Annotated in this window: 18 protein-coding genes and 1 pseudogene; 7 read left to right on the forward strand and 12 right to left on the reverse strand. The window is 66.0% G+C overall.

Translation table 11 applies throughout. The features are described 5' to 3' along the window. Window positions 1-130 precede the first annotated feature (130 nt). From QOC69_RS30180 to QOC69_RS30200, 5 genes are read right to left on the reverse strand one after another with little or no spacing between them, the layout of a single operon-like run. A complete protein-coding gene (locus QOC69_RS30180) occupies window positions 131-1,063 on the reverse strand; it encodes an LLM class F420-dependent oxidoreductase (RefSeq protein ID WP_526446188.1) in 933 nt (310 codons plus the stop codon). Between the two features lie 24 nt (window positions 1,064-1,087). After that, complete coding sequence (locus tag QOC69_RS30185) at window positions 1,088-1,711, reverse strand: TIGR03085 family metal-binding protein (RefSeq protein ID WP_526446189.1); 624 nt, start codon at window positions 1,709-1,711, stop codon at window positions 1,088-1,090. A gap of 45 nt (window positions 1,712-1,756) precedes the next feature. Further along, window positions 1,757-2,302: a hypothetical protein gene (locus QOC69_RS30190; RefSeq protein ID WP_526446190.1), complete on the reverse strand. Its 546-nt coding sequence runs from the start codon at window positions 2,300-2,302 to the stop codon at window positions 1,757-1,759. Window positions 2,303-2,334: 32 nt separating this feature from the next. Further along, window positions 2,335-3,069 (reverse strand): oxygen-binding di-iron domain-containing protein, encoded by a 735-nt coding sequence (locus QOC69_RS30195; protein WP_526446191.1) that lies wholly within the window; start codon window positions 3,067-3,069, stop codon window positions 2,335-2,337. 4 nt (window positions 3,070-3,073) lie between these two features. Then, complete coding sequence (locus QOC69_RS30200; RefSeq protein WP_526446192.1) at window positions 3,074-3,874, reverse strand: class II aldolase/adducin family protein; 801 nt, start codon at window positions 3,872-3,874, stop codon at window positions 3,074-3,076. A 134-nt stretch (window positions 3,875-4,008) separates the two neighbouring features. Between QOC69_RS30200 and QOC69_RS30205 the strand changes: the two genes are divergently transcribed. Next, on the forward strand, window positions 4,009-5,460 hold the full coding sequence (locus tag QOC69_RS30205; RefSeq protein ID WP_526446193.1) for an LLM class flavin-dependent oxidoreductase: 1,452 nt from the start codon (window positions 4,009-4,011) through the stop codon (window positions 5,458-5,460). A gap of 108 nt (window positions 5,461-5,568) precedes the next feature. Here the strand turns inward: QOC69_RS30205 and QOC69_RS30210 are convergent, their stop codons facing one another. From QOC69_RS30210 to QOC69_RS30220, 3 genes are read right to left on the reverse strand one after another with little or no spacing between them, the layout of a single operon-like run. Continuing rightward, window positions 5,569-6,474, reverse strand: coding sequence for a MetQ/NlpA family ABC transporter substrate-binding protein (locus tag QOC69_RS30210; RefSeq protein WP_526446194.1), 906 nt, complete (start codon window positions 6,472-6,474; stop codon window positions 5,569-5,571). Between the two features lie 15 nt (window positions 6,475-6,489). Beyond that, entirely contained in the window at window positions 6,490-7,230 is a 741-nt protein-coding gene (locus tag QOC69_RS30215) for a methionine ABC transporter permease (protein ID WP_526446195.1), read from the reverse strand. After that, window positions 7,227-8,243, reverse strand: a complete 1,017-nt coding sequence (locus QOC69_RS30220) for a methionine ABC transporter ATP-binding protein (protein ID WP_526446203.1) — start codon at window positions 8,241-8,243, stop codon at window positions 7,227-7,229. The genes QOC69_RS30215 and QOC69_RS30220 overlap by 4 nt, the downstream gene beginning before the upstream one ends. A 155-nt stretch (window positions 8,244-8,398) precedes the next feature. Between QOC69_RS30220 and QOC69_RS30225 the strand changes: the two genes are divergently transcribed. From QOC69_RS30225 to QOC69_RS30240, 4 genes and pseudogenes are all read left to right on the forward strand, one after another. Beyond that, window positions 8,399-9,310, forward strand: coding sequence for a MetQ/NlpA family ABC transporter substrate-binding protein (locus QOC69_RS30225; RefSeq protein ID WP_526446196.1), 912 nt, complete (start codon window positions 8,399-8,401; stop codon window positions 9,308-9,310). Window positions 9,311-9,312: 2 nt separating this feature from the next. Further along, window positions 9,313-10,668, forward strand: coding sequence for an LLM class flavin-dependent oxidoreductase (locus QOC69_RS30230; protein WP_526446204.1), 1,356 nt, complete (start codon window positions 9,313-9,315; stop codon window positions 10,666-10,668). A 49-nt stretch (window positions 10,669-10,717) separates the two neighbouring features. After that, on the forward strand, window positions 10,718-11,119 hold the full coding sequence (locus tag QOC69_RS30235; RefSeq protein WP_526446197.1) for a hypothetical protein: 402 nt from the start codon (window positions 10,718-10,720) through the stop codon (window positions 11,117-11,119). Window positions 11,120-11,227: 108 nt separating this feature from the next. Beyond that, window positions 11,228-11,473: pseudogene (locus tag QOC69_RS30240) on the forward strand (hypothetical protein); the annotation flags it as partial. A gap of 61 nt (window positions 11,474-11,534) precedes the next feature. On the opposite strand, the gene QOC69_RS30245 reads toward QOC69_RS30240, so the two are convergent. The 3 genes from QOC69_RS30245 to QOC69_RS30255 all read right to left on the reverse strand — a co-directional run bounded on the left by QOC69_RS30245 (window position 11,535) and on the right by QOC69_RS30255 (window position 13,501). Further along, entirely contained in the window at window positions 11,535-11,816 is a 282-nt protein-coding gene (locus QOC69_RS30245; RefSeq protein ID WP_526446205.1) for a thiocyanate hydrolase, read from the reverse strand. A gap of 109 nt (window positions 11,817-11,925) precedes the next feature. Next, complete coding sequence (scnC, locus tag QOC69_RS30250) at window positions 11,926-12,621, reverse strand: thiocyanate hydrolase subunit gamma (RefSeq protein ID WP_526446198.1); 696 nt, start codon at window positions 12,619-12,621, stop codon at window positions 11,926-11,928. 40 nt (window positions 12,622-12,661) lie between these two features. After that, complete coding sequence (locus tag QOC69_RS30255; RefSeq protein WP_526446199.1) at window positions 12,662-13,501, reverse strand: SH3-like domain-containing protein; 840 nt, start codon at window positions 13,499-13,501, stop codon at window positions 12,662-12,664. An 837-nt stretch (window positions 13,502-14,338) separates the two neighbouring features. Here QOC69_RS30255 and QOC69_RS30260 point away from each other — a divergent pair. Further along, window positions 14,339-15,760, forward strand: coding sequence for an amidase (locus QOC69_RS30260; RefSeq protein ID WP_526446200.1), 1,422 nt, complete (start codon window positions 14,339-14,341; stop codon window positions 15,758-15,760). Window positions 15,761-16,077: 317 nt separating this feature from the next. Further along, a complete protein-coding gene (locus QOC69_RS30265; RefSeq protein WP_526446201.1) occupies window positions 16,078-16,713 on the forward strand; it encodes a hypothetical protein in 636 nt (211 codons plus the stop codon). Between the two features lie 50 nt (window positions 16,714-16,763). Here the strand turns inward: QOC69_RS30265 and QOC69_RS30270 are convergent, their stop codons facing one another. Further along, window positions 16,764-16,994 (reverse strand): hypothetical protein, encoded by a 231-nt coding sequence (locus tag QOC69_RS30270; RefSeq protein ID WP_526446202.1) that lies wholly within the window; start codon window positions 16,992-16,994, stop codon window positions 16,764-16,766. Window positions 16,995-17,999 lie beyond the last annotated feature (1,005 nt).

Consider the following 17,999-nt stretch of genomic DNA (forward strand, 5'->3'; position numbering starts at 1 on the left):
CAAGCCGGCGACGCTGGCACCGACGACGGTCGATGTGCGCTCGTGCCACGGCGGACCGTCGTCGGGGTCGTCGTCGCGGTCGCCGGTCACGGGGACTGATAGTAGCCGCGGCCGCGGCTCGGCGACCCGGTCAGCGGAACTGGCCGACGACTTTGCCGGCGAACAACTCGAGGTGGTCGAGGTCGGCCATGTCGAGCAGTTGCAGGTACACCCGCTGCACCCCGGCTTCGCCGAAGGCGCCCAACCGGTCGACGATCTCGTCGGGTGTGCCCGCCAAGGGTGAGTTGCTGCGCAGCTCGTCCACCTCACGGCCGATTGCGCCGGCGCGGCGGGCGATCTCGGTTTCGTCGCGCCCCGCGCACACCACGAACGCGGCAGAGTAGGTGAGCGAATCCGCGGCGCGGCCCGCGTCGGTCAGCGCCGCCGCGACCCGGCCGTACTGCGTCTTCACCTCGTCGAGTGGCGCGAACGCGGAGTTGAACTCCGACGCGAACTTCGCCGTCAGAGCTGGGGTGCGCTTGGCGCCGGCGCCACCGATGACGATCGGTGGGTGTGGAGCCTGAACCGGCTTGGGCAGCGCGGGCGACGCCTCGACGGTGTAGTGCGTGCCCGAGTAGTCGAACGTCTCGCCCGTCGGCGTCTTCCACAGGCCGGTGATGATGTCGAGTTGCTCGGAGAGCCGGTCGAAGCGTTCGCCCAACGGCGGAAACGGGATCGCATACGCCTTGTGCTCGGCTTCGAACCACCCGGCGCCAAGCCCCAATTCGACACGGCCACTGCTCATTTCGTCGACCTGGGCAACCGAGATCGCCAGCGGGCCCGGATAGCGGAAGGTGGCAGAGGTGACCAGGGTGCCGAGACGGATCGATGATGTCTCGCGCGCGATGCCGCCCAACGTCACCCAGGAGTCGGTCGGTCCTGGCAGCCCGTCACCAGCCATCGCAACGTAGTGGTCGGACCGGAAGAACGCCGAATAGCCCAGCGCCTCCGCGGCCCGGGCGACGGCGAGTTGATCGCCATAGGTGGCGCCTTCTTGGGGTTCGACGAATACGCGGAAGTCCATGACCGCCAGCCTAGGGGCGAGACCTTAGAGTCCGCTGCGGCCCTCGCGTACTGCACGCACGACGTCGTCGTCACCGGTGAACGTCAGCCGCGCCTCGTTGCGCCCGGACGCGAACATCAGCAGCTCGCCGGGGTCGCCGGTCACCACCACGGTGGGGCCGCGGCCGACGGTGGCCAGGGTCTTGCCCTCCGGCGTGCGCAATGACACGTGGCTGGGCACCTTCGACAGGGCCATCCGCGCCATCAACGGCACCTGTCGCGCTAGCGCTGCGGTGGTGCCTGCGTCGAGTTCACGCGGCTCCCAGCCCTTCACCGCGCGGCGCACGTCTTCGTGGTGGATGAACATCTCGGCCACGTTCACCAGCGAGTCGAGGAGCTTGAACGGGGACAGGGTCGGCGGTCCGGATGCGATCTTGTCGAGCAGCACGTTCCAGTCGGTCTCCGCGGCGACCTGGTTCTGCACCCTGGCGGTGTAGTCCGCGAGCGCGGGGATCAGGATGCCGGGGGCGGTGTCGAGTCGGCCTTCCCGCACCACCAGGTGAGCGGCCAGGTCGCGGGTGGTCCAGTCGCCGCACAAGGTGGGCTGCTCGGGTCCCGCCTCGCGCATCGTCGTGACGAGAAAGGCACGTTCCTGCTGGGCAACGGTCATGGGACGGGGGCCTTCTCTCGAGTCGAGTGCGCGGGGGCCGAAGCCTCAGAAGACGTCGACACCACTGGTACTGAGGAACATGCCATGTCCGGTTTCGTCGTTGGTGAACCGCGTGCCATCTTCTGCCGCCACGATCGTCCAGCCCTGCGCGGAGTAGGTGCGGTAGTCGATGGTCTCGACGGGGATGTCGCCGAGATTGCCGACGATCCACTCGACCTGGCCCCCTGCGCTCAGCCGTATTCCGTTGGCCTGCACGCCATCGACCTCCGGCGCATTGGCGAACGCCGACTCGCAGCCGACTTCCTCGGTGCTGATCTGGCAGCGGGTCTTGCCCGACTTCGTCTCGATGAACACGTAGCCGCTCTGCGGCGGCAGCTCCTCGCCTGGACCCGGCGCGGCCGTTGGCGTCGCCGGTGGCCGGGCGGTGGTGGTGGGCGGCGGGGTGGACGACCGACTGGGCCGTGAGGTCGGGAAGCTGGGTTCGGTCGGGGACCCGGCGCTGCCCTGCGGGTGGCCATCGACCGTGGACTGGCAGCCGACCAGCAGCGCGCCCGCTGCGAGCGCGCACGCGGTGATCTGCCGTGCCTTCATCGCGTCCAAGGCTACGCAGCCGGTGACGGGAGCTACGGCAGTGACGCGCCCTGCATTGCGGAGTAGCCGTCCGACAACGCCCGCAGTTGTGCGGCACCGTCGCCCGAGTAGGAGGCGCCGTGCATGATCGCCAGCGTGGTCGGGTTCAGCGCCGCCAGCTGCTCCAGTGTCGGCGCCAGGTTCGAGGTCAGCCCGGTGGCGTGGAAGAACTCCTCGGCCTCGATGGCCGGCTGGACGACGTCGGTGTCGGTGATCGCCGGGCACTGGCCGACGTGGGTGAACAGGTCCCCGGCCAGGAGCGTCGACGTGGTCTCGTCGAACCACAATCCGGCCTCCCAGTTGTGCGGGACGTGCGGGGTGGCGATGAAGCGAAGTCGGTGCCCGCCGGTGTCGAGGGCGTCGTCGCCGATGGCCACGGGCGGCCGGTCGCACATGTCGTTCAGCGACAGCATGCAGGCCAGCGGGCCCTGGATGACCTCTGCATCGGGGGCGGCGTCGAGCAGCAGATTCATCGCGCCGCATTCGTCGGCCTCCACGTGCCCGAAGGAGATCCAGCGCAGGGTTTCCATCGGAATGACTCGTTCGATGGCCGCTGACACCAGCGGGAACAGTTGCCGCATGCCGGTGTGGAAGATGAAGGGTTGCTCGCCGGTCAGCAGGAACTGGTTGATGGTGAAGCCGTGCTCGGTGATGTCCGGGATCCAGGTGGAGAACCGGAAGATGCCGTCGGCGATCTCATCGACCTTGGTGTCGACTCCAGTGTCCATCGATCTACTCGAAGAGATCGGGCTGTTCGCGGGTAATACGCGCGAACAGCGGTTGGAAACTGAACCAGCCGGCGAAGTGCGTGCCGACCTGGCCTGCGGTGAGCTTGGCCATCGCGGGGTCGATCAGAACGGGTGTCCCGGCGGCTTCGGCCATGAGTTGCGCCTGGCACGACCGCTCCATCGTGATAAACCACCATGCCGCCTCTTCGACCGAATGGCCGACGGTGAGCAGACCGTGGTTGCGCAGGATCGCTGCTTTGTGGTCGCCCAGGGCGTGCGCGATCCGCTTGCCCTCCTCCAGGTCCAGGACCACGCCGGAGTACGCATCGAACAACGAATGGTCGTCGTAGAAGGCGCAGGCGTCCTGCGTGATCGGGTCGAGCTCCCGGCCCAGTGTCGACCAGGTCTTGCCGTACACCGAGTGAGAGTGCGCCGCGCCGATGACGTCGGGACGCGCAGCATGCACCTGCGAATGGATCGCGAAGGCGGCCTGGTTGAGCGGCCGGTCGCCGTGCACGATCGTGCCGTCGTGGCGCACCAGCAGAAGATCGCTGACCCGGATGTGCCCGAAGTGCATGCCGAACGGGTTGACCCAGAAGTGGTCGTGAAGTTCCGGGTCGCGGGCGGTGATGTGCCCGGCGACGCCCTCGTCGAAGCCGAACCGGCTGAACAGCCGGAACGCGGCCGCCAGGTTCTGTTTGCGGTGCAGGCGTTCCTCTTCGACGGTGCGATCCTCGCGTGGTAGCAAGGCCGCGGTGTTCCCGCCTGCGAGTCGTTGCGCCTGTTCGGCGTGGTCGTCTGCCATGGAGGTGCCTCCTAGTCGGCTGCTTCGCCACTCGACTCCGAGCATACGTCCGGCTTCTGCGGCTCGCGGCAGGCAATTCGATCCGGCTGAACGCAACCGGTGACGTCCGCGCGGCGACACGGAAACCTGGCCGGGTGACCCGTGTAATCAGACTCAACGCCTTCGACATGAACTGCGTCGCCCACCAGTCCCCAGGCCTCTGGAAGCATCCGGACGACCAGTCGTGGCGCTACAAGGACCTGACGTACTGGACCGAGCTGGCAAAGCTGTTGGAGCGCGGACGGTTCGACGGCCTGTTCATCGCCGACGTGCTCGGCACCTACGACGTGTACGGCGCCAGCGACGAAGCCGCGATAAGGCAGGCCGCGCAGATCCCGGTCGGCGACCCGTTGCTACTGGTGTCGGCGATGGCGCTGGTGACCGAGAACCTCGGCTTCGGCATCACGACAGGAACGGGGTTCGAGCATCCCTACCCGTTCGCCCGCCGGATCTCGACGCTGGACCACCTCACCAACGGCCGGATCGGCTGGAACGTCGTCACCGGCTATCTACCTGCGGCGGCGCGCAACATGGGCCAGACCGATCAGCCCGCCCACGACGCCCGCTACGACCACGCCGACGAGTACCTCGAGGTGCTCTACAAGTTGTGGGAAGGGTCCTGGGAGGACGACGCGGTGGTGCGCGACCGCGAGCGCGGCGTGTTCACCGACCCCGACAAGGTGCACCACATCGGCCATTCCGGGCAGCACTTCAGCGTGCCCGGCGTGCACTTGGCCGAGCCGTCGCCGCAACGCACCCCGGTGATCTACCAGGCGGGTTCCTCGCCGCGTGGCGTCCGCTTCGCTGCCGAGAACGCGGAGGCCATCTTCACCGCGGCGCCGACCAAGGCGATTCTGCGCGAGACTGTTTCGACCATCAGGCGCGAACTCGAGCTTGCCGGTCGCGACCCGTACTCGGCGAAGATCTTCAACCTGTCGACGGTGGTCACCGCGGCCACCGACGAAGAGGCTTATGCCAAGCACGCTGAACTCCTGTCCTACGGCGACCCGGAGGGCGCGTTGGTGTTCATGTCGGGCTGGATGGGCGTGGACCTCGCCCAGTACGGCCTCGACGAGCCGATCGGAAACGTCGACTCCAATGCGATCCTGTCCGCGGTCAAGGCATTTCAGTCGGCCGACCCCGACGGTCGCGAGTGGGCCGTGCGCGACATCGCCGAGTGGGGCGAGATCGGCGGCATGGGCCCGCGGATCGTCGGCTCCGGTGCCAGCGTCGCCGACACGCTGCAGGAGTGGGTCGAGGAGACCGACGTCGACGGCTTCAACCTCGCCTACGCGATCACGCCGGGGTCGTTCGCCGACGTCGTCGAGTACGTGGTGCCGGTGCTGACCGAACGGGGCGCCTACCAGCCGTCCTACGCGCCGGGTTCGTTGCGCAACAAGCTGCTCGGCAACGGCGACCGACTGCCCGACGAGCACCGCGGCGCGCGGTACCGGGTGGGCGGTCCGGACTCGACGATCATCGACCGTCCGTCCACGCTGCCCTCGTCGTCGGCGTCGGTGGCATCGCAGCCCGCCAGGGGCCGCTAACTTCTCCCCGCGAGCACGTTAACTTCTCCCCGCGAGCAGACGCAAAAGTGCCCCAAAGCACCGGTTTTGGGCAACTTTTGCGTCTGCTCGGCGGAGGAAATGGGCAGCCTACTGGATCGGCAGCAGGATGTCCTTGACGTTGGGGTCGGTGGCCAGGTACTGCTGAACCGCCGGATCCTTGAACGTCTCGACCAGTCTCTTGATGTTGTCCGTGTCCGCCCAGCGGCTGCCGATCGTCAGCTGACCGGCGAACTCGTCGGGGGCGGGCGGCGCGAAGATCTGCTGACTGATCGGAATCTTCGCGGCCAGGTAGTACTCGGTGTATCCCACCGCGGCGTCGAGGTCGGGCAGCGAACGCGACTGTGCGGCGAAGTCGAGCAGGGTGAACTTGAGGTTCTTCGGGTTGCCGACGATGTCCTTCTGCGTTGCCTGCCACTTGTCGGCGGACGGGTCGAGCGTGATCAGGCCTGCGCGCTCGAGCAGCCACAATCCCTGGGCCTCGTTCGCCGGATCGGAGTACAGCGACACGTTCGCGCCGTCGGGCAGCTGGGACGGGTCGGTGTACTTGTCCGACCAGATGCCGAAACCCCAACGGAACACCGGGGTTGCCGCCGTCTCGTGGAAGTCGGGATTGGCCTCAAGCACCTGGCCCAGCCACAGCTTGTGCTGATACACCGTGCCTGCCACCTCACCGTCGCTGACGGCGCGGTTGATGGTGTTGCTGTCGGCCAGGCCACGGAAGGCGACCTTGATCCCGTGTCGGGGGGCGACCTCGCGGGCGATGTACTCGATCAGCGCCTGTTCGGCCGCGTTGCCCTCGTTGGTGGCGACCACCAGCGTCGCACCTGCGACCTCGTTGGGTGACTTGGTGTCGCCGAAGAAGAAGAACCGGACGCCGACCACTGCGGCCACGACCACGACGAGTCCGACGGCGAGCCAGATCCACTTGGGCCTGCGTTTGAGTTCGAAACCGTGATCGTCGGTCTCGTCGACGGGGGTGGGAGTTGTTGTCATGTGGAGCCTTTCGGGTCAGACTGCAGGTGCGCGTCGGCGCAGTGGACGGACGGCGCCGGAACGGAACCTGCTGTGGGGTGTGGTCAGGCGGACCAGGCCGTCGCCGATGAGCTGTACGGCCGCGACCGTGACCACCAGGATCACGATGGTGGCCAGCATCACGCCCTGGTCGAACCGCTGGTAGCCGTATGTGACTGCGACGTAGCCGATTCCGCCCGCGCCGATGGTGCCCGCGATGGCTGAGTACTCGATCATCGCGATGATGTTGATGGTCAGCCCGCCGATGATCGACGGAACGGCCTCGCTGAGTTGGGCGGTGCGAATGATCTGCAGCCGCGACCCGCCCGAGGCGCGGGCCACCTGCACGACCGCGGGTGGCACCGAGCGCAGCGAGTTCTCCACGATCCGGGTGAAGAACGCGATACCGGCCAGCGACATCGGCACCACCGCTGCGGCGATGCCGATGTTGGTGCCGGTGATGAACCGGGTGAACGGCATGATCGAGGCCATCAGGATGAGGAACGGCAGGGACCGGCCGATGCTGATGATCCAGCTCAACGTCGTGTGCAGGGCCGGGTTCTCGAACAGGCCGCCAGGCGCCAGGTTGTGCACCAGGGCGCCCAGCGGGACGCCGACGGCCACCACGATGGCCATGACGATGCCGACCATGATGAGGGTGTCCAGCAGCGCGGGAAACAGCAGGCCGGGCAGCTCGTTGACGGGTACCTTCGCGTTCGCGAGCAACGTCTCGGTCATGCCACGCCCTCCAATTCGCCGGCCAGCGAGTCGCTTTCGTCGGTGTCGGCCGCCAGCCCGTACCGGGTGAGCACGTCGCGCACGCCGTCGCCCAGCTGGGCAGGGACGCCCAGCGTGATGCCGCCGACGCTGACGCCGCCGACCACCTGGACCGATGCGCCCAGCACCGACAGCGGGACACCCAGATCCTGCGACGCCCGGCTGATCCAATCCGACGGTACGTCGGGAGCGTCGTAGACCACCCGCCAGATCCGCTGACCGGGAGAGGGTTCGGCGTCGACCCGTTGTGGTCGCAGCTCCGAGCCCAGCGAGGAGTCGGGGTCAGTGAGCAGGTCGACGAGCCGGCCGGATTCGGCGATGCTGCCATGGTCGAGGCGGGCGACCGAGTCGGCGATCTTGAGCACGGTGTCCATCTCGTGGGTGATGAACACGATGGACAGGTTCAGGTCGTCACGCAGCTCCCGCAACAGGTCCACCACCGAGTCGGTGGTGGTGGGATCCAGTCCGGCGGTGGCCTCGTCGGACAGCAGCACCGACGGCCGCAACGCCAACGCGCGGGCGATGCCGACTCGCTGCCGTTGGCCCCCGGAGAGCTGGAAGGGGTAGTGCCCGGCATGTTGTGCCAGGCCGACCCGCTCCAGGAGTTCGGCGACGCGCTTGCGGGCCTCGGCCGCCGTCACCCCGAGGTACTCGAGGGGGAGGGCGACGTTCTCGGCGGCGGTGCGCCGCTCCAGCAGTCCGGCGGACTGGAAGACGGTGCCGATGCGCCTGCGCGCGACCCGCAGCTTGCGCGCCGACAAGGTGGTCAGGTCTTCGCCGTTCACCACGACCGATCCAGACGTCGGTGGCGTCAGAAGGTTGATGCACTGCGCGAGTGTGCTTTTACCGGCTCCGCTCGGGCCGACCACCGCGAGGATCTCCCCGGCTTCGACGCGGAACGTGACCTGATCTAGGACCACGGTGCGCTGGTCACCGTGACCGTAGGCCTTGGTGAGGTTCGTCAGTTCGATCACCGGCGAATGATCCCAGAACGGGTTGCGGGGAAACACCTTTGCGATCAGCACGAGCGCAGCATCCATCGGGTTGGCGCCATGCTGATCGAAAACCTGTCAGTTCGGTCGTTCGTGGCACACACTTCTGCACGATCCCGAACCGAAGGCATTCTCAGATGAGCATCGACGAAGCAACGCCGGACACCGGCGCGCACGGCTTCACCATCGCCAAGCGGCGACGGTGGCCCTACCTCCTGACGGCGATACTCGTAGTCGTCGTGGCGGCAACGTATTTCATCTTCTTCCGTGGGGGTGCCACGAAGTCGGCCAACGAGACGGCCGGTGCCACGCTGGAAGTGGCCTACCTCGACTCCAACCCTGCCGAGAAGCGGATCATCGAGTACATCGGGGAGAACGTCGCCTCGGACTACGACGTGAAGGTCGCGGCGGTCGGGCTGGGCGACAGCACGCAGATCAACAGCGCGATCAGTGACGGCCGGTACGCAGGCACCATCTTCCAGCACCGGCACTGGTTGCAGCAGGTGCTCGACGCCAACCCCGGCTTCAAGGAGCAGGCGGCCACCGGCCCGTTCTTCCACTGGGTCTTCGGCATCTGGTCCGACAAGTACCGCACGCCGCAGGAAATCCCAGACGGCGCCAGCGTGTCCCTGCTCGCCGATCCGGCCAACAACGCCCAGGGGATCTGGTACCTGGCTCAGGCCGGCCTCATCACCCTGAAACCAGACGCCGACGTCACCGCCCTCACCCAGAGCGACATCGCATCCAACCCGAAGAACCTGAAGTTCACCCTGCTCGACTTCGGCGCCCAGCCGCGGGCGTTGCCCGACCTCGACGCGATCGTCGGCTACGCCGAATCCTTTCTTGCCGCAGGCGTTTCCGAGGACAAGCTGATCTATGCGCCGAAGTCGCCTGACGAGTTCGCCTCCGTGTTGACCGTGGGCAGCGACTACGTCGACACTCCCAACGTGCAGAACCTGATCAAGGCGTTCAACGATCCTCGGGTGCAGACCTTCATCGCCCAGGATCCGGAGGTGCGCAAGCTCGCCTTGCCAGGGCAGCCGACGTGACGGTGGCCGGTCGCGAACTCCACCTCGGGGTCAACGTCCTGTCCGACGGGATGCACCCGGCGGCGTGGCAGCACCCGAGCGCCGACCCGCATTGGTTCACCGATCCGGCGTACTGGATCGACGTCGCCCGCACCGCGGAGCGTGGCACCTTGGACGCGTTGTTCCTCGCGGACAGCCCGTCGCTGTTTCAGGAACCCGGCCAGCCTCTGGTCGCGCCGCCGTTGGCACTGGACCCGATCGTGTTGCTGTCCACGCTGGCGTCGGTCACCACCCACCTCGGGCTGATCGGCACGGTGTCGACGTCGTTCGAGGAGCCGTACAACGTGGCCCGCCGGTTTGCGTCGCTGGACCACCTCAGCCGCGGCCGGGTCGCGTGGAACGTCGTGACGAGCAGTGACCCATTCGCGTGGAACAACTTCGGCCGTGGCGACCGCCCGGCCGAACAGCCCGCCCGGCGTGAACGGTACCGGCGCGCAGCCGAATTCGTCGATGTGGTGCGGGCGTTATGGGATTCGTGGGACGACGACGCGGTGCTGGCGGACAAGTCCACCGGCGCGTTCAGCAGGGTCGGCGCGATCGGCACGATCGACCACCGCGGTGAGTTCTTCCGCGTCGACGGACCGCTGACCTTGCCTCGGTCGCCGCAGGGCCATCCCGTCCTGTTCCAGGCTGGCGGCTCGCCCGGCGGTCTCGACCTGGCGGCACGGTACGCCGACGGCGTGTTCGCCGCGCAGGCCTCGCTGCCCGACGCGCTGCGCAACGCCGACGATCTGCGGGCCAGGACGGTGGCACATGGCAGGCCGCGCAACGCCATTCGGATCATGCCGGGGTTGTCGTTCGTGCTGGGCAGTACCGAGGAGGAGGCGCAGCGGCGCAACCGCGAACTCAACGACCTGGCCGGCGACCGGCGGTTGGCGCACCTGGCCGGTCAGATCAGCGTCGACGTTTCGGAACTCGAATGGGACAAGCCGCTGCCGAAGTGGCTGCTCGACGGTGCCGAGGCCACGGGCGGTTCGCAGGGCGCGCGCGACATCGTGGTCAACCTTGCCCGGCGGGAGAATCTCACCGTCCGGCAGATCCTCGATCGGGTGATTACCTGGCACCGGCTGGTGGTGGGTTCGCCCGAGCGGATCGCCGACGCCATCGAGGAATGGTTTCTGGCTGGCGCGGTGGACGGCTTCAACCTGATGCCCGACGTGTTCCCGTCCGGGCTGGAACTCTTCGTCGATCACGTGGTCCCGATCCTTCGTGACCGCGGGCTGTTCCGCCGCGAGTACGGCCACACCACGCTCCGTGGGCATCTGGGCCTGGAACGGGTGCCGGACCGGCGCTCCCGGCTGACCTCGCGGGCGGGATAGCCCGAACGCCTTATTGCAAACGATAGTCATTATCAGTACGGTGGTGCTCGTGTTCGCCTCTGATGGTCTTGACCGGATGCGCCCCGGGACGATCGAACTCAGCGTGCCTCTGCGAGATGACGTCATTCAGGTGGCAGCCCGAGCCGATGGCGAAACCGAGATCGGCAGGATCCGGGTGGCCAAGGGACGGCGAACGGTCACGGTGATCCGGGTCGACGGCAAGCCCATCCAGGTCGACATCACCACCGACGCGCAGACGTGCACGACCAAGACGAGAGTCTTCTGTGAACCGGTGCGCGAGTTGCGGTTTAGGCGAACGCGCGATCGCGCGGGACAGCCGAGTTGGTGTGCCGAAGGGGAGGACGTGTTCATCGCGCACCAGCAGAACGTGAAACAGTTCGCCGACACGATTGGGACGTTCGCCCTGGCAAAGCAGACGTCTCGCCATTGACGCCCGGCGCGGGCACGGTCGGCGGCGGCCGCCAACGTGCCGAGCTTGCGCAGAGGCGACCCAAGAATTCCGTCCTCTCCCCCCAGATGATCGTCGCCGCCAGATGCGCACTGGAACGACTACCTGGTGAGGGCGTCGGTGGCGCTGCGTCGCACGGTCATCGCGCACCCACACTGTGCCCCGCTGGTCGTGCGATACATGCCGCGCGAGAACATGTTCGACGAGTACGAGCAGATGTGCCAATTTCTAGCTGTGTCTGGGGTGCCTGCCCGATTCCACGTACGAATCGTCGACACCCGAACCTGGCACTCATCCCGCGCTGCAGAGCGCGCTCGCGGCTATCGGCGACGTTAACGAGCTCTTCGAGACGTTCCTGCGGAACTATCTGTGCAGCGTGGTTGGGGCGCCGGACAGCTCAGGCTTCGAGTCGAGCCCGGATGGCTGCGAGTCGTAGTTCGAGCTCGGCGTCGTCGATGATGCCGCGGGCGACCAGGGAGTGAGCCAGCGACACCAACTGATTCTCGGGATATGGAAGGCTGGAGTAGACGGTCGCCGAGAGCGCGTCCTCCTCATCGCGCCGCTCTTTGAAGCTGGGGACGTCGGCATCGCAGGCGGCGTGGTCGAGCGCGTCGCACAGGCCGTCCAGACTGGTCTTCCAGGGGGGCACGGGGTTCTCGACGCCGTATTTGGCGGCCATCACGGGCCAGACCTGATTGCGTTGCACGATGTTCTGTAACGGAGCGATGCTGGTTGGCTCGATCGAACCGGAATCCTCTGTCGTACTCACGTTTTCGTCCCTCAGGTGGTTAGGGGTGGACGGCCGGCCGGGTGTCGGTGATGACGTTGGTGGTGACGCCGGCCTTCGGCAGAGCGACCCCGATCAGACTGTCGCGCGTGATGATCTCGACCAGCTGGTCTTCGTCCCAGCCGTCGGTACCCTCGGGGCGCATGGGCATCACCATGAACCGGTGCTTCTGGTTGGAGTCCTCCACCCGGACCTCGACGTCGTCGGGCAGATAGAGCCCGAATTCCGAGAGCACCTGGCGTGGCGAACGGACCAGACGGCGGCGGTAGTTGGGGGTGCGATACCACTCCGGTGAATTGCCCAGAATCGGTCGCGGATAGCACGAACACAACGCACAGACGATCACGTGGTGCAACGTCGGTGTGTTCGCAAGGATTTGAAACGCCATGAAGTCGCTCGGCGTACCCCATCCAGTGGGTTCGAACCAGTCGACGCCGACCTCCTTGCTGGCGGCCATCGGGTCGGTGAGCGCAAGCTCCTTGAACTTCGGGTCCAGCCACGCCCGGGCCACCAGCCGCGCGGCGGGAGTGGGTCCGATCTGTTCGGCGAACTCGGTGAAGTGTCGATGATCCTCAAGGGTGAAGATCCCCTTCTCGATGCACAATTCGCGCAATGCGATCTCGAGGACTTCGAAGTCGGTGATCTCGTCCACCATGGGCTTCACAGTGCGGTCGTGGTCGTGGTCGTGGTCCGTCATGTGGATCCTCTCTGCAAGGCGTCAGCCGGGGGGCTCTGGGTCAGTTGGCTGCTTGGAGTGCGCGCTCGGGAAGCTCCGTCTGCAAGGTGTCGGTCGCGGTCCCGGTGTAGCCGTACCAAAGCTCGGACTGGTTGAACCGAACGACGTACATCCATTCCGCCTTGGCGTCGGGGCTGTCCCAGGTCTCGTCCTCCGCCGCGGGGGTTTCGTAGGCGAGCGCGGCTATCTCACCCTTGGCACCCCGGACGTACTCCGGTGTGCGGGTGTAGAACAGGGCGGGCTCCTCACGAACCACTACCGGGTCACCGACCTTGAACTTGGCAGGTCCGGCCTGACCGGCATACACCCCTGGGTCACCCTTGCCGACCGCTTCGATGTGGTGAAGGTTGCGTTTGACGTTCGCACCGTCGCCCTCGAACTTCGGCTGCGCATCCACGGTCCTGCCCTGGATACCGCCGGCGTAACGCGCCTTGACCTCCAGCATCCGGTCATTCAATTCACCAAGGCTGATGTGGTGCTTCTCCACCAGAACGCGGCCGACCGCCCACAGCCATCGAACGTAATACGGGAGCCCGAGATAGATTGCGCGCCCGACGTCGACATTGCCTATCCGGCGACGCTCCTCCGACAGCCAGATTCCGCGAGCCCCAAGGACTTCGCACATGACATAGGTCAGTTCTTCCCACTTCTCGTACTGCTTGTTCTCGTACTTCATCGGCGCATCCGGCTCGCCGCCGACGTCGTGGGAAGTCTTCATGTATGCACGGAAGCGTTCGTGGTCGATCAGATCAGGAGTGGGTGCATCCGGAAGCTCTGGGTACGACGACTTCAGCCGAGCCACCAGATCCAGGTGGGTTGCTCGCTCCTCGGCAGTGCTCATGACAATTCCTCAGGTCGTAGGAAATGTGGTGTGGCCGTGCACGCGAATTCGAGCGCTAGCATCGCTGAGAGTCGAGGATCGCGAGGACACATGAGTGCCTTTCATCGAAATGACGACGTCAGTTAGTCCGCGGGTCCCGAATCCAGGCCACGGAAGCTCCCTAACGTTCGAAGGTAGCAGCCAGACACGAGGCTGGCCACGGAACGCCGAACGGAAAGAAAGCGGTCATCGCGAAGGTCGCTGCCGGGCCACGCGCCCAGGTCTTACGACGGACTTACAGCCGGCTCACAGGTGTTCGACGAGTTGATGGCGCGGTTGCCGACGGCGACTGCTTCTGCACCCGCGACTCATTGGCCGTCAAGCCCCGTGGCACTTCCAGCACTCAACTAGTGGCGACCAAGGCCCGTCCCAACTCCGTCACCAAAGGGTCGAAGAACGCGGTATTCCTCGGACCCGTGTTGCGAGACAACTTAGTCCCTCCACGTCTTAGAGCCGTGGATCACCCATGCACACATACAGATCACTGGGGATCAACCGATCGGGGTGGAGCCGCTGGGCTCACCCATAGGTTCCACCCCGGTGGGTGGTCTAGTGCAGCGCACCGCGGCGTGGGTGCGGACACCGATGACTCTGCCAGCCATTCAAGAACATTGACGATTGCGGCGTCATCGGGACGGGATTCGGCGCGGCGGCGGGCGATCGGGTCTAGCTCCATGGTGGACGACTCGGTGCCTTCTCGCCGCGTCGTCCACGACGCCGCCGTCAGCTCCTCGAGTCATGTGCAGTGGCTGTGATTTCGACTGTGCGGTCGAATAGTTCGCGTTCTAGGCTGTAGTCATGCCCGACACCGAACTGTGCTGGACCCCCGCCACTGTGCTTGCCGACGCCGTACGGACCGGTTCGATCGCGCCCACGGAGATCGCGACCGAGTTCGTCGACCGAATCGAGACCGTCAACCCGCAGCTGAATGCATACATCCACTTCGACCGCGAACAGGTCTTGGCCGATGCCGCGACGCTGCAGCAGGAGTTGGCCGAGGGCAAGACCCGCGGACCGCTGCATGGGGTTCCGTTCTCGATCAAGGGCCTGACCATGATGGCGGGTCTGCCGTACGACTCCTCCCTCAAGCCTCTGGCAGGAGGTGTGGGAACGCACGACGCCACGGTGGTCACCCGATTGAAGGGGGCCGGTGGCCTCTTCCTGGGCAAGACGAACGCGCCCGAGTTCGGCTACTACGGAGGCACCGACAGCCATCTCTACGGTCCCACCCACAATCCATGGAAGCACGGCCACACCGCCGGTGGATCCAGCGGCGGTGCGGCGGCAGCGGTGGCCGCTGGTTTGGGGCCGCTCGCGGAGGGGGCCGATGGAGCGGGTTCGGTGCGTATTCCCTCGGCGATGTGCGGGGTAGTGGGCTTTAAACCCTCGCTCGGCCGCATCCCGCACACACTTCTCGACGGGCGTCACTACACCCACGTCTTCCACGGACCGATCACACGCACCGTCGCCGATGCCGCCCTGATGTTCTCGGTCATGGCTGGACCGTCGGACTCCGACCCCAATAGCGTGCCGGCCGACGGAATCGACTATGCCTCGGCGGTCGAGGGTGACATCACCGGATGGCGGGTGGCCTGGTCGCCCGACCTTGGGCTGGGCCACGTCGATCCCGAAGTCGTGGCGGTGTGCTCAGAAGCAGTGCGCGCCTTCGAATCTCTCGGTGCCATCGTCGAGGAAGCCACGCCCGATTGGGGTGATCCCGAGGAGGCCATGTGGAAGGCCCTGTGGGTTCCCGGCTATTCGTGTGAATACGACGTGCTCGACTGGAAATCGATGCAGGGCCAGGTTGACGACCAGCTCATCGAGATCATGGCCCAGGCCGAGACGCTCACCGCAGTCGAGATCGGCCGCGCGGAGGCGTTCCGCGGCAGGATGTGGGACACGTTCGGTGATTTCATGCGGACGTACGACATTCTGGTCAGCCCCACCTTGGCCAGTCCCACCTTTCCGCTCGATCGGTTCGCCCCTGGGTGGCTCGATGGACAATCGCTTCAACGCCGGTTGCTCGGATGGTTGCTCACCTACCCGTTCAACATGACGACGACCCCGGCTATCACGGTCCCTGCCGGCTTTACCGCCGATGGCCGGCCCGTCGGGTTGCAGATCGCCGGAGCCCACCGCGCCGATGCTGCAGTGCTGCGTGCCGCCGCGAATTACGAGGCGGCACGGCCCTGGGCCGACGTCAAACCTGCTCTGTCGTAACAGAGGTGGAAGTCGGGCTGCCTAGAGCACCTGGAGCCAGAACGGCCAGCGCGGATCGGACATCTTCAGCCGCGGCCGCATCAGCTCGGGCCGAGACGGGTTGTTCGCCAATGCGGTAATCCCGCCGAGCACAGAGTGCTCCCCAGGTGAACTTCAGGTTGGCGTGGTGAGCATATCTTCGGAGTGCGGACTTCTTCGGCGGCTACTGCGTGTCGACCCAGGCGTGTTGAGCGACGCGGTGAACACCGCCAACTGTTTTGTAACCCGTCCTCCTATCTAGTGGCCGACATCTGGGTATCCAAGGAACGGACCATGCAATGGAGAATGGCGCGACCAACACGATCGTGCGCTTCGCGGCGGGCATGCTCGCCGTCGCCGGACTAGTCGTCATTTCCGGCTGTTCGGTCATCGGAGTCGGCGGCCCCGTGCCCGTCGACCCCACGACGGCGCCGACGCCGACCAAGTTGTTCCCCGACGATCTGCAGGCAGCCTGCAAGGGGGCGACCGTGTCGCGGGCGACCCCCTATGCCCCGGGGGCGCCGACGCACAAGGTGATCCTGTTCTCGCGGTACGGCGGTGGCGTCGTCGAGGACATGTCGACGTTGCCGGAGGACTGGATGGTGCAGTTCGATGCCAACTCGGATGCCTACGCGAAGGTGGACACCGTTGCCTGCGTCGATGTGAAGGACGAGCAGCCGTTGAAGGAATGCACCGGCTACCAGGATGACGGCCACGACACAAGCAATACGGTCGACCTACGTTCGGCCGACTACACCGTGTCGGTCCGTGAGGCGACCACCGGCAAGGAGCTCGGTCAAACCGAACTCCCTGGCACCGATGACTCGTGCCCGATGTTCGTGTCCTTCGACAACGACACCCAGACCAAGATCTACTACGCGCCACCATCCAAGGACGATCTGGTCGCCTTCCTCAAGCCGTTCGTGCAGCCCTGAACGAGCACCAGGCCCTCCCGATGTTCGGGAGGGCCTGGTGGATGCGGGGGTTAGCTGCCGAGCAGGTGGGCGATGCGGGCGGGGCCATGGTTGTTGTGCCAGCCGGGCTGGGCGGTGGGTGCTGGCTTGGCGTAGGTGTCGGGGCTGTAGGAGTAGCCGGGGCCGCTCGGTGCTTGTCCGGTGGTGGCGGCGTTGGCCATGCCGGCCAGGCCGAGGGCGGCGCCGCCGATCATGACGGGGACGGCGATGTAGCGGGCGAAGTTGCGGGCGATGGTGGTCATTTCTTCAATCCTTCTGTCTGGGTTGGTTTTTCGTTTCTCTGCCGGTGTGTTCCGGCGATGAGATAACTATGTCGCGGATCCAGAACGATGTATGTCGGGTGACCGGTGGAGACAGCGGATGAAAGTCGTGTCCACCGACCGGGGGACATCGCGTGCCGACTTCCGCGTGAGGGTCGTGCAACGGCTGGCGCCGCTCACACGGGCTACGGCGAGACCCGCCTTCCGCACGACGAGCTCGTCGCGATGATCCCAAGAGTTGCTGACATCCTCGACAAGCCCGTCGGTCGGCGGCGTAACGGCCTCGCCGGTGCCTGCGCGATCTATTCGGCGGTGAGATACTGACGCCGTTAGCGCCCCGCCCGAACGTCCGAAGCTTCCCCTGGTTTGGTGACTGACCAGGCCGATCCTGTGAGATGAGCCGCGCAAAATGTACGAAACTCTTCGTCACCGGCTGACGGCCGCCTAGTGTCAGGCGGTTTGCTGCTCCTGCTGATTCTGTCAGCGGTCCTTGTGTGCAGCGCGCTAGCCGCAGCGGCGTGGTCGGTGGTTCTGGCCCGACGGGTCCGCGACGGCTGGCAACCAGAGTGGTTCAAGGGAACCCATGAGGAATTCGTCGCGAGATATCGGAAACGAGCCGCCCTGGTGGGTCCCCTCTTTCTGGCGTTGGGCGCGTTCTTCGCGGTGGTCGGCATCGAAGCGAATAATGGGCGGGGTACTCCGCTCCTGACGGCGTCTTTGGCCGTGGGCTTCGTGGCGCTCGGCGGCGTGACTCTGTGGTGCCGTCGCGTGGTGAGTGCGTCCAGATGATGGCCCGCTTTTCGTGGCGCCGCCACTAACCGGTAACCGGCCTACTCGCTACACCCCTCGAAACAACCCCTCGAACGAACGAGTGGGTGGTCCGTGTAGGAATTCAGTGAATGTGTCGGAACGTGACCGCTCCGACCTCGGCGTTCTCAATAACGTGTCGGTCGGCGATTCTCACTAAGCTGTCGGATTCCTCGGTGC

This window comes from Mycobacterium sp., from assembly GCF_032162105.1.
In the GTDB taxonomy this organism is placed as follows: domain Bacteria; phylum Actinomycetota; class Actinomycetes; order Mycobacteriales; family Mycobacteriaceae; genus Mycobacterium.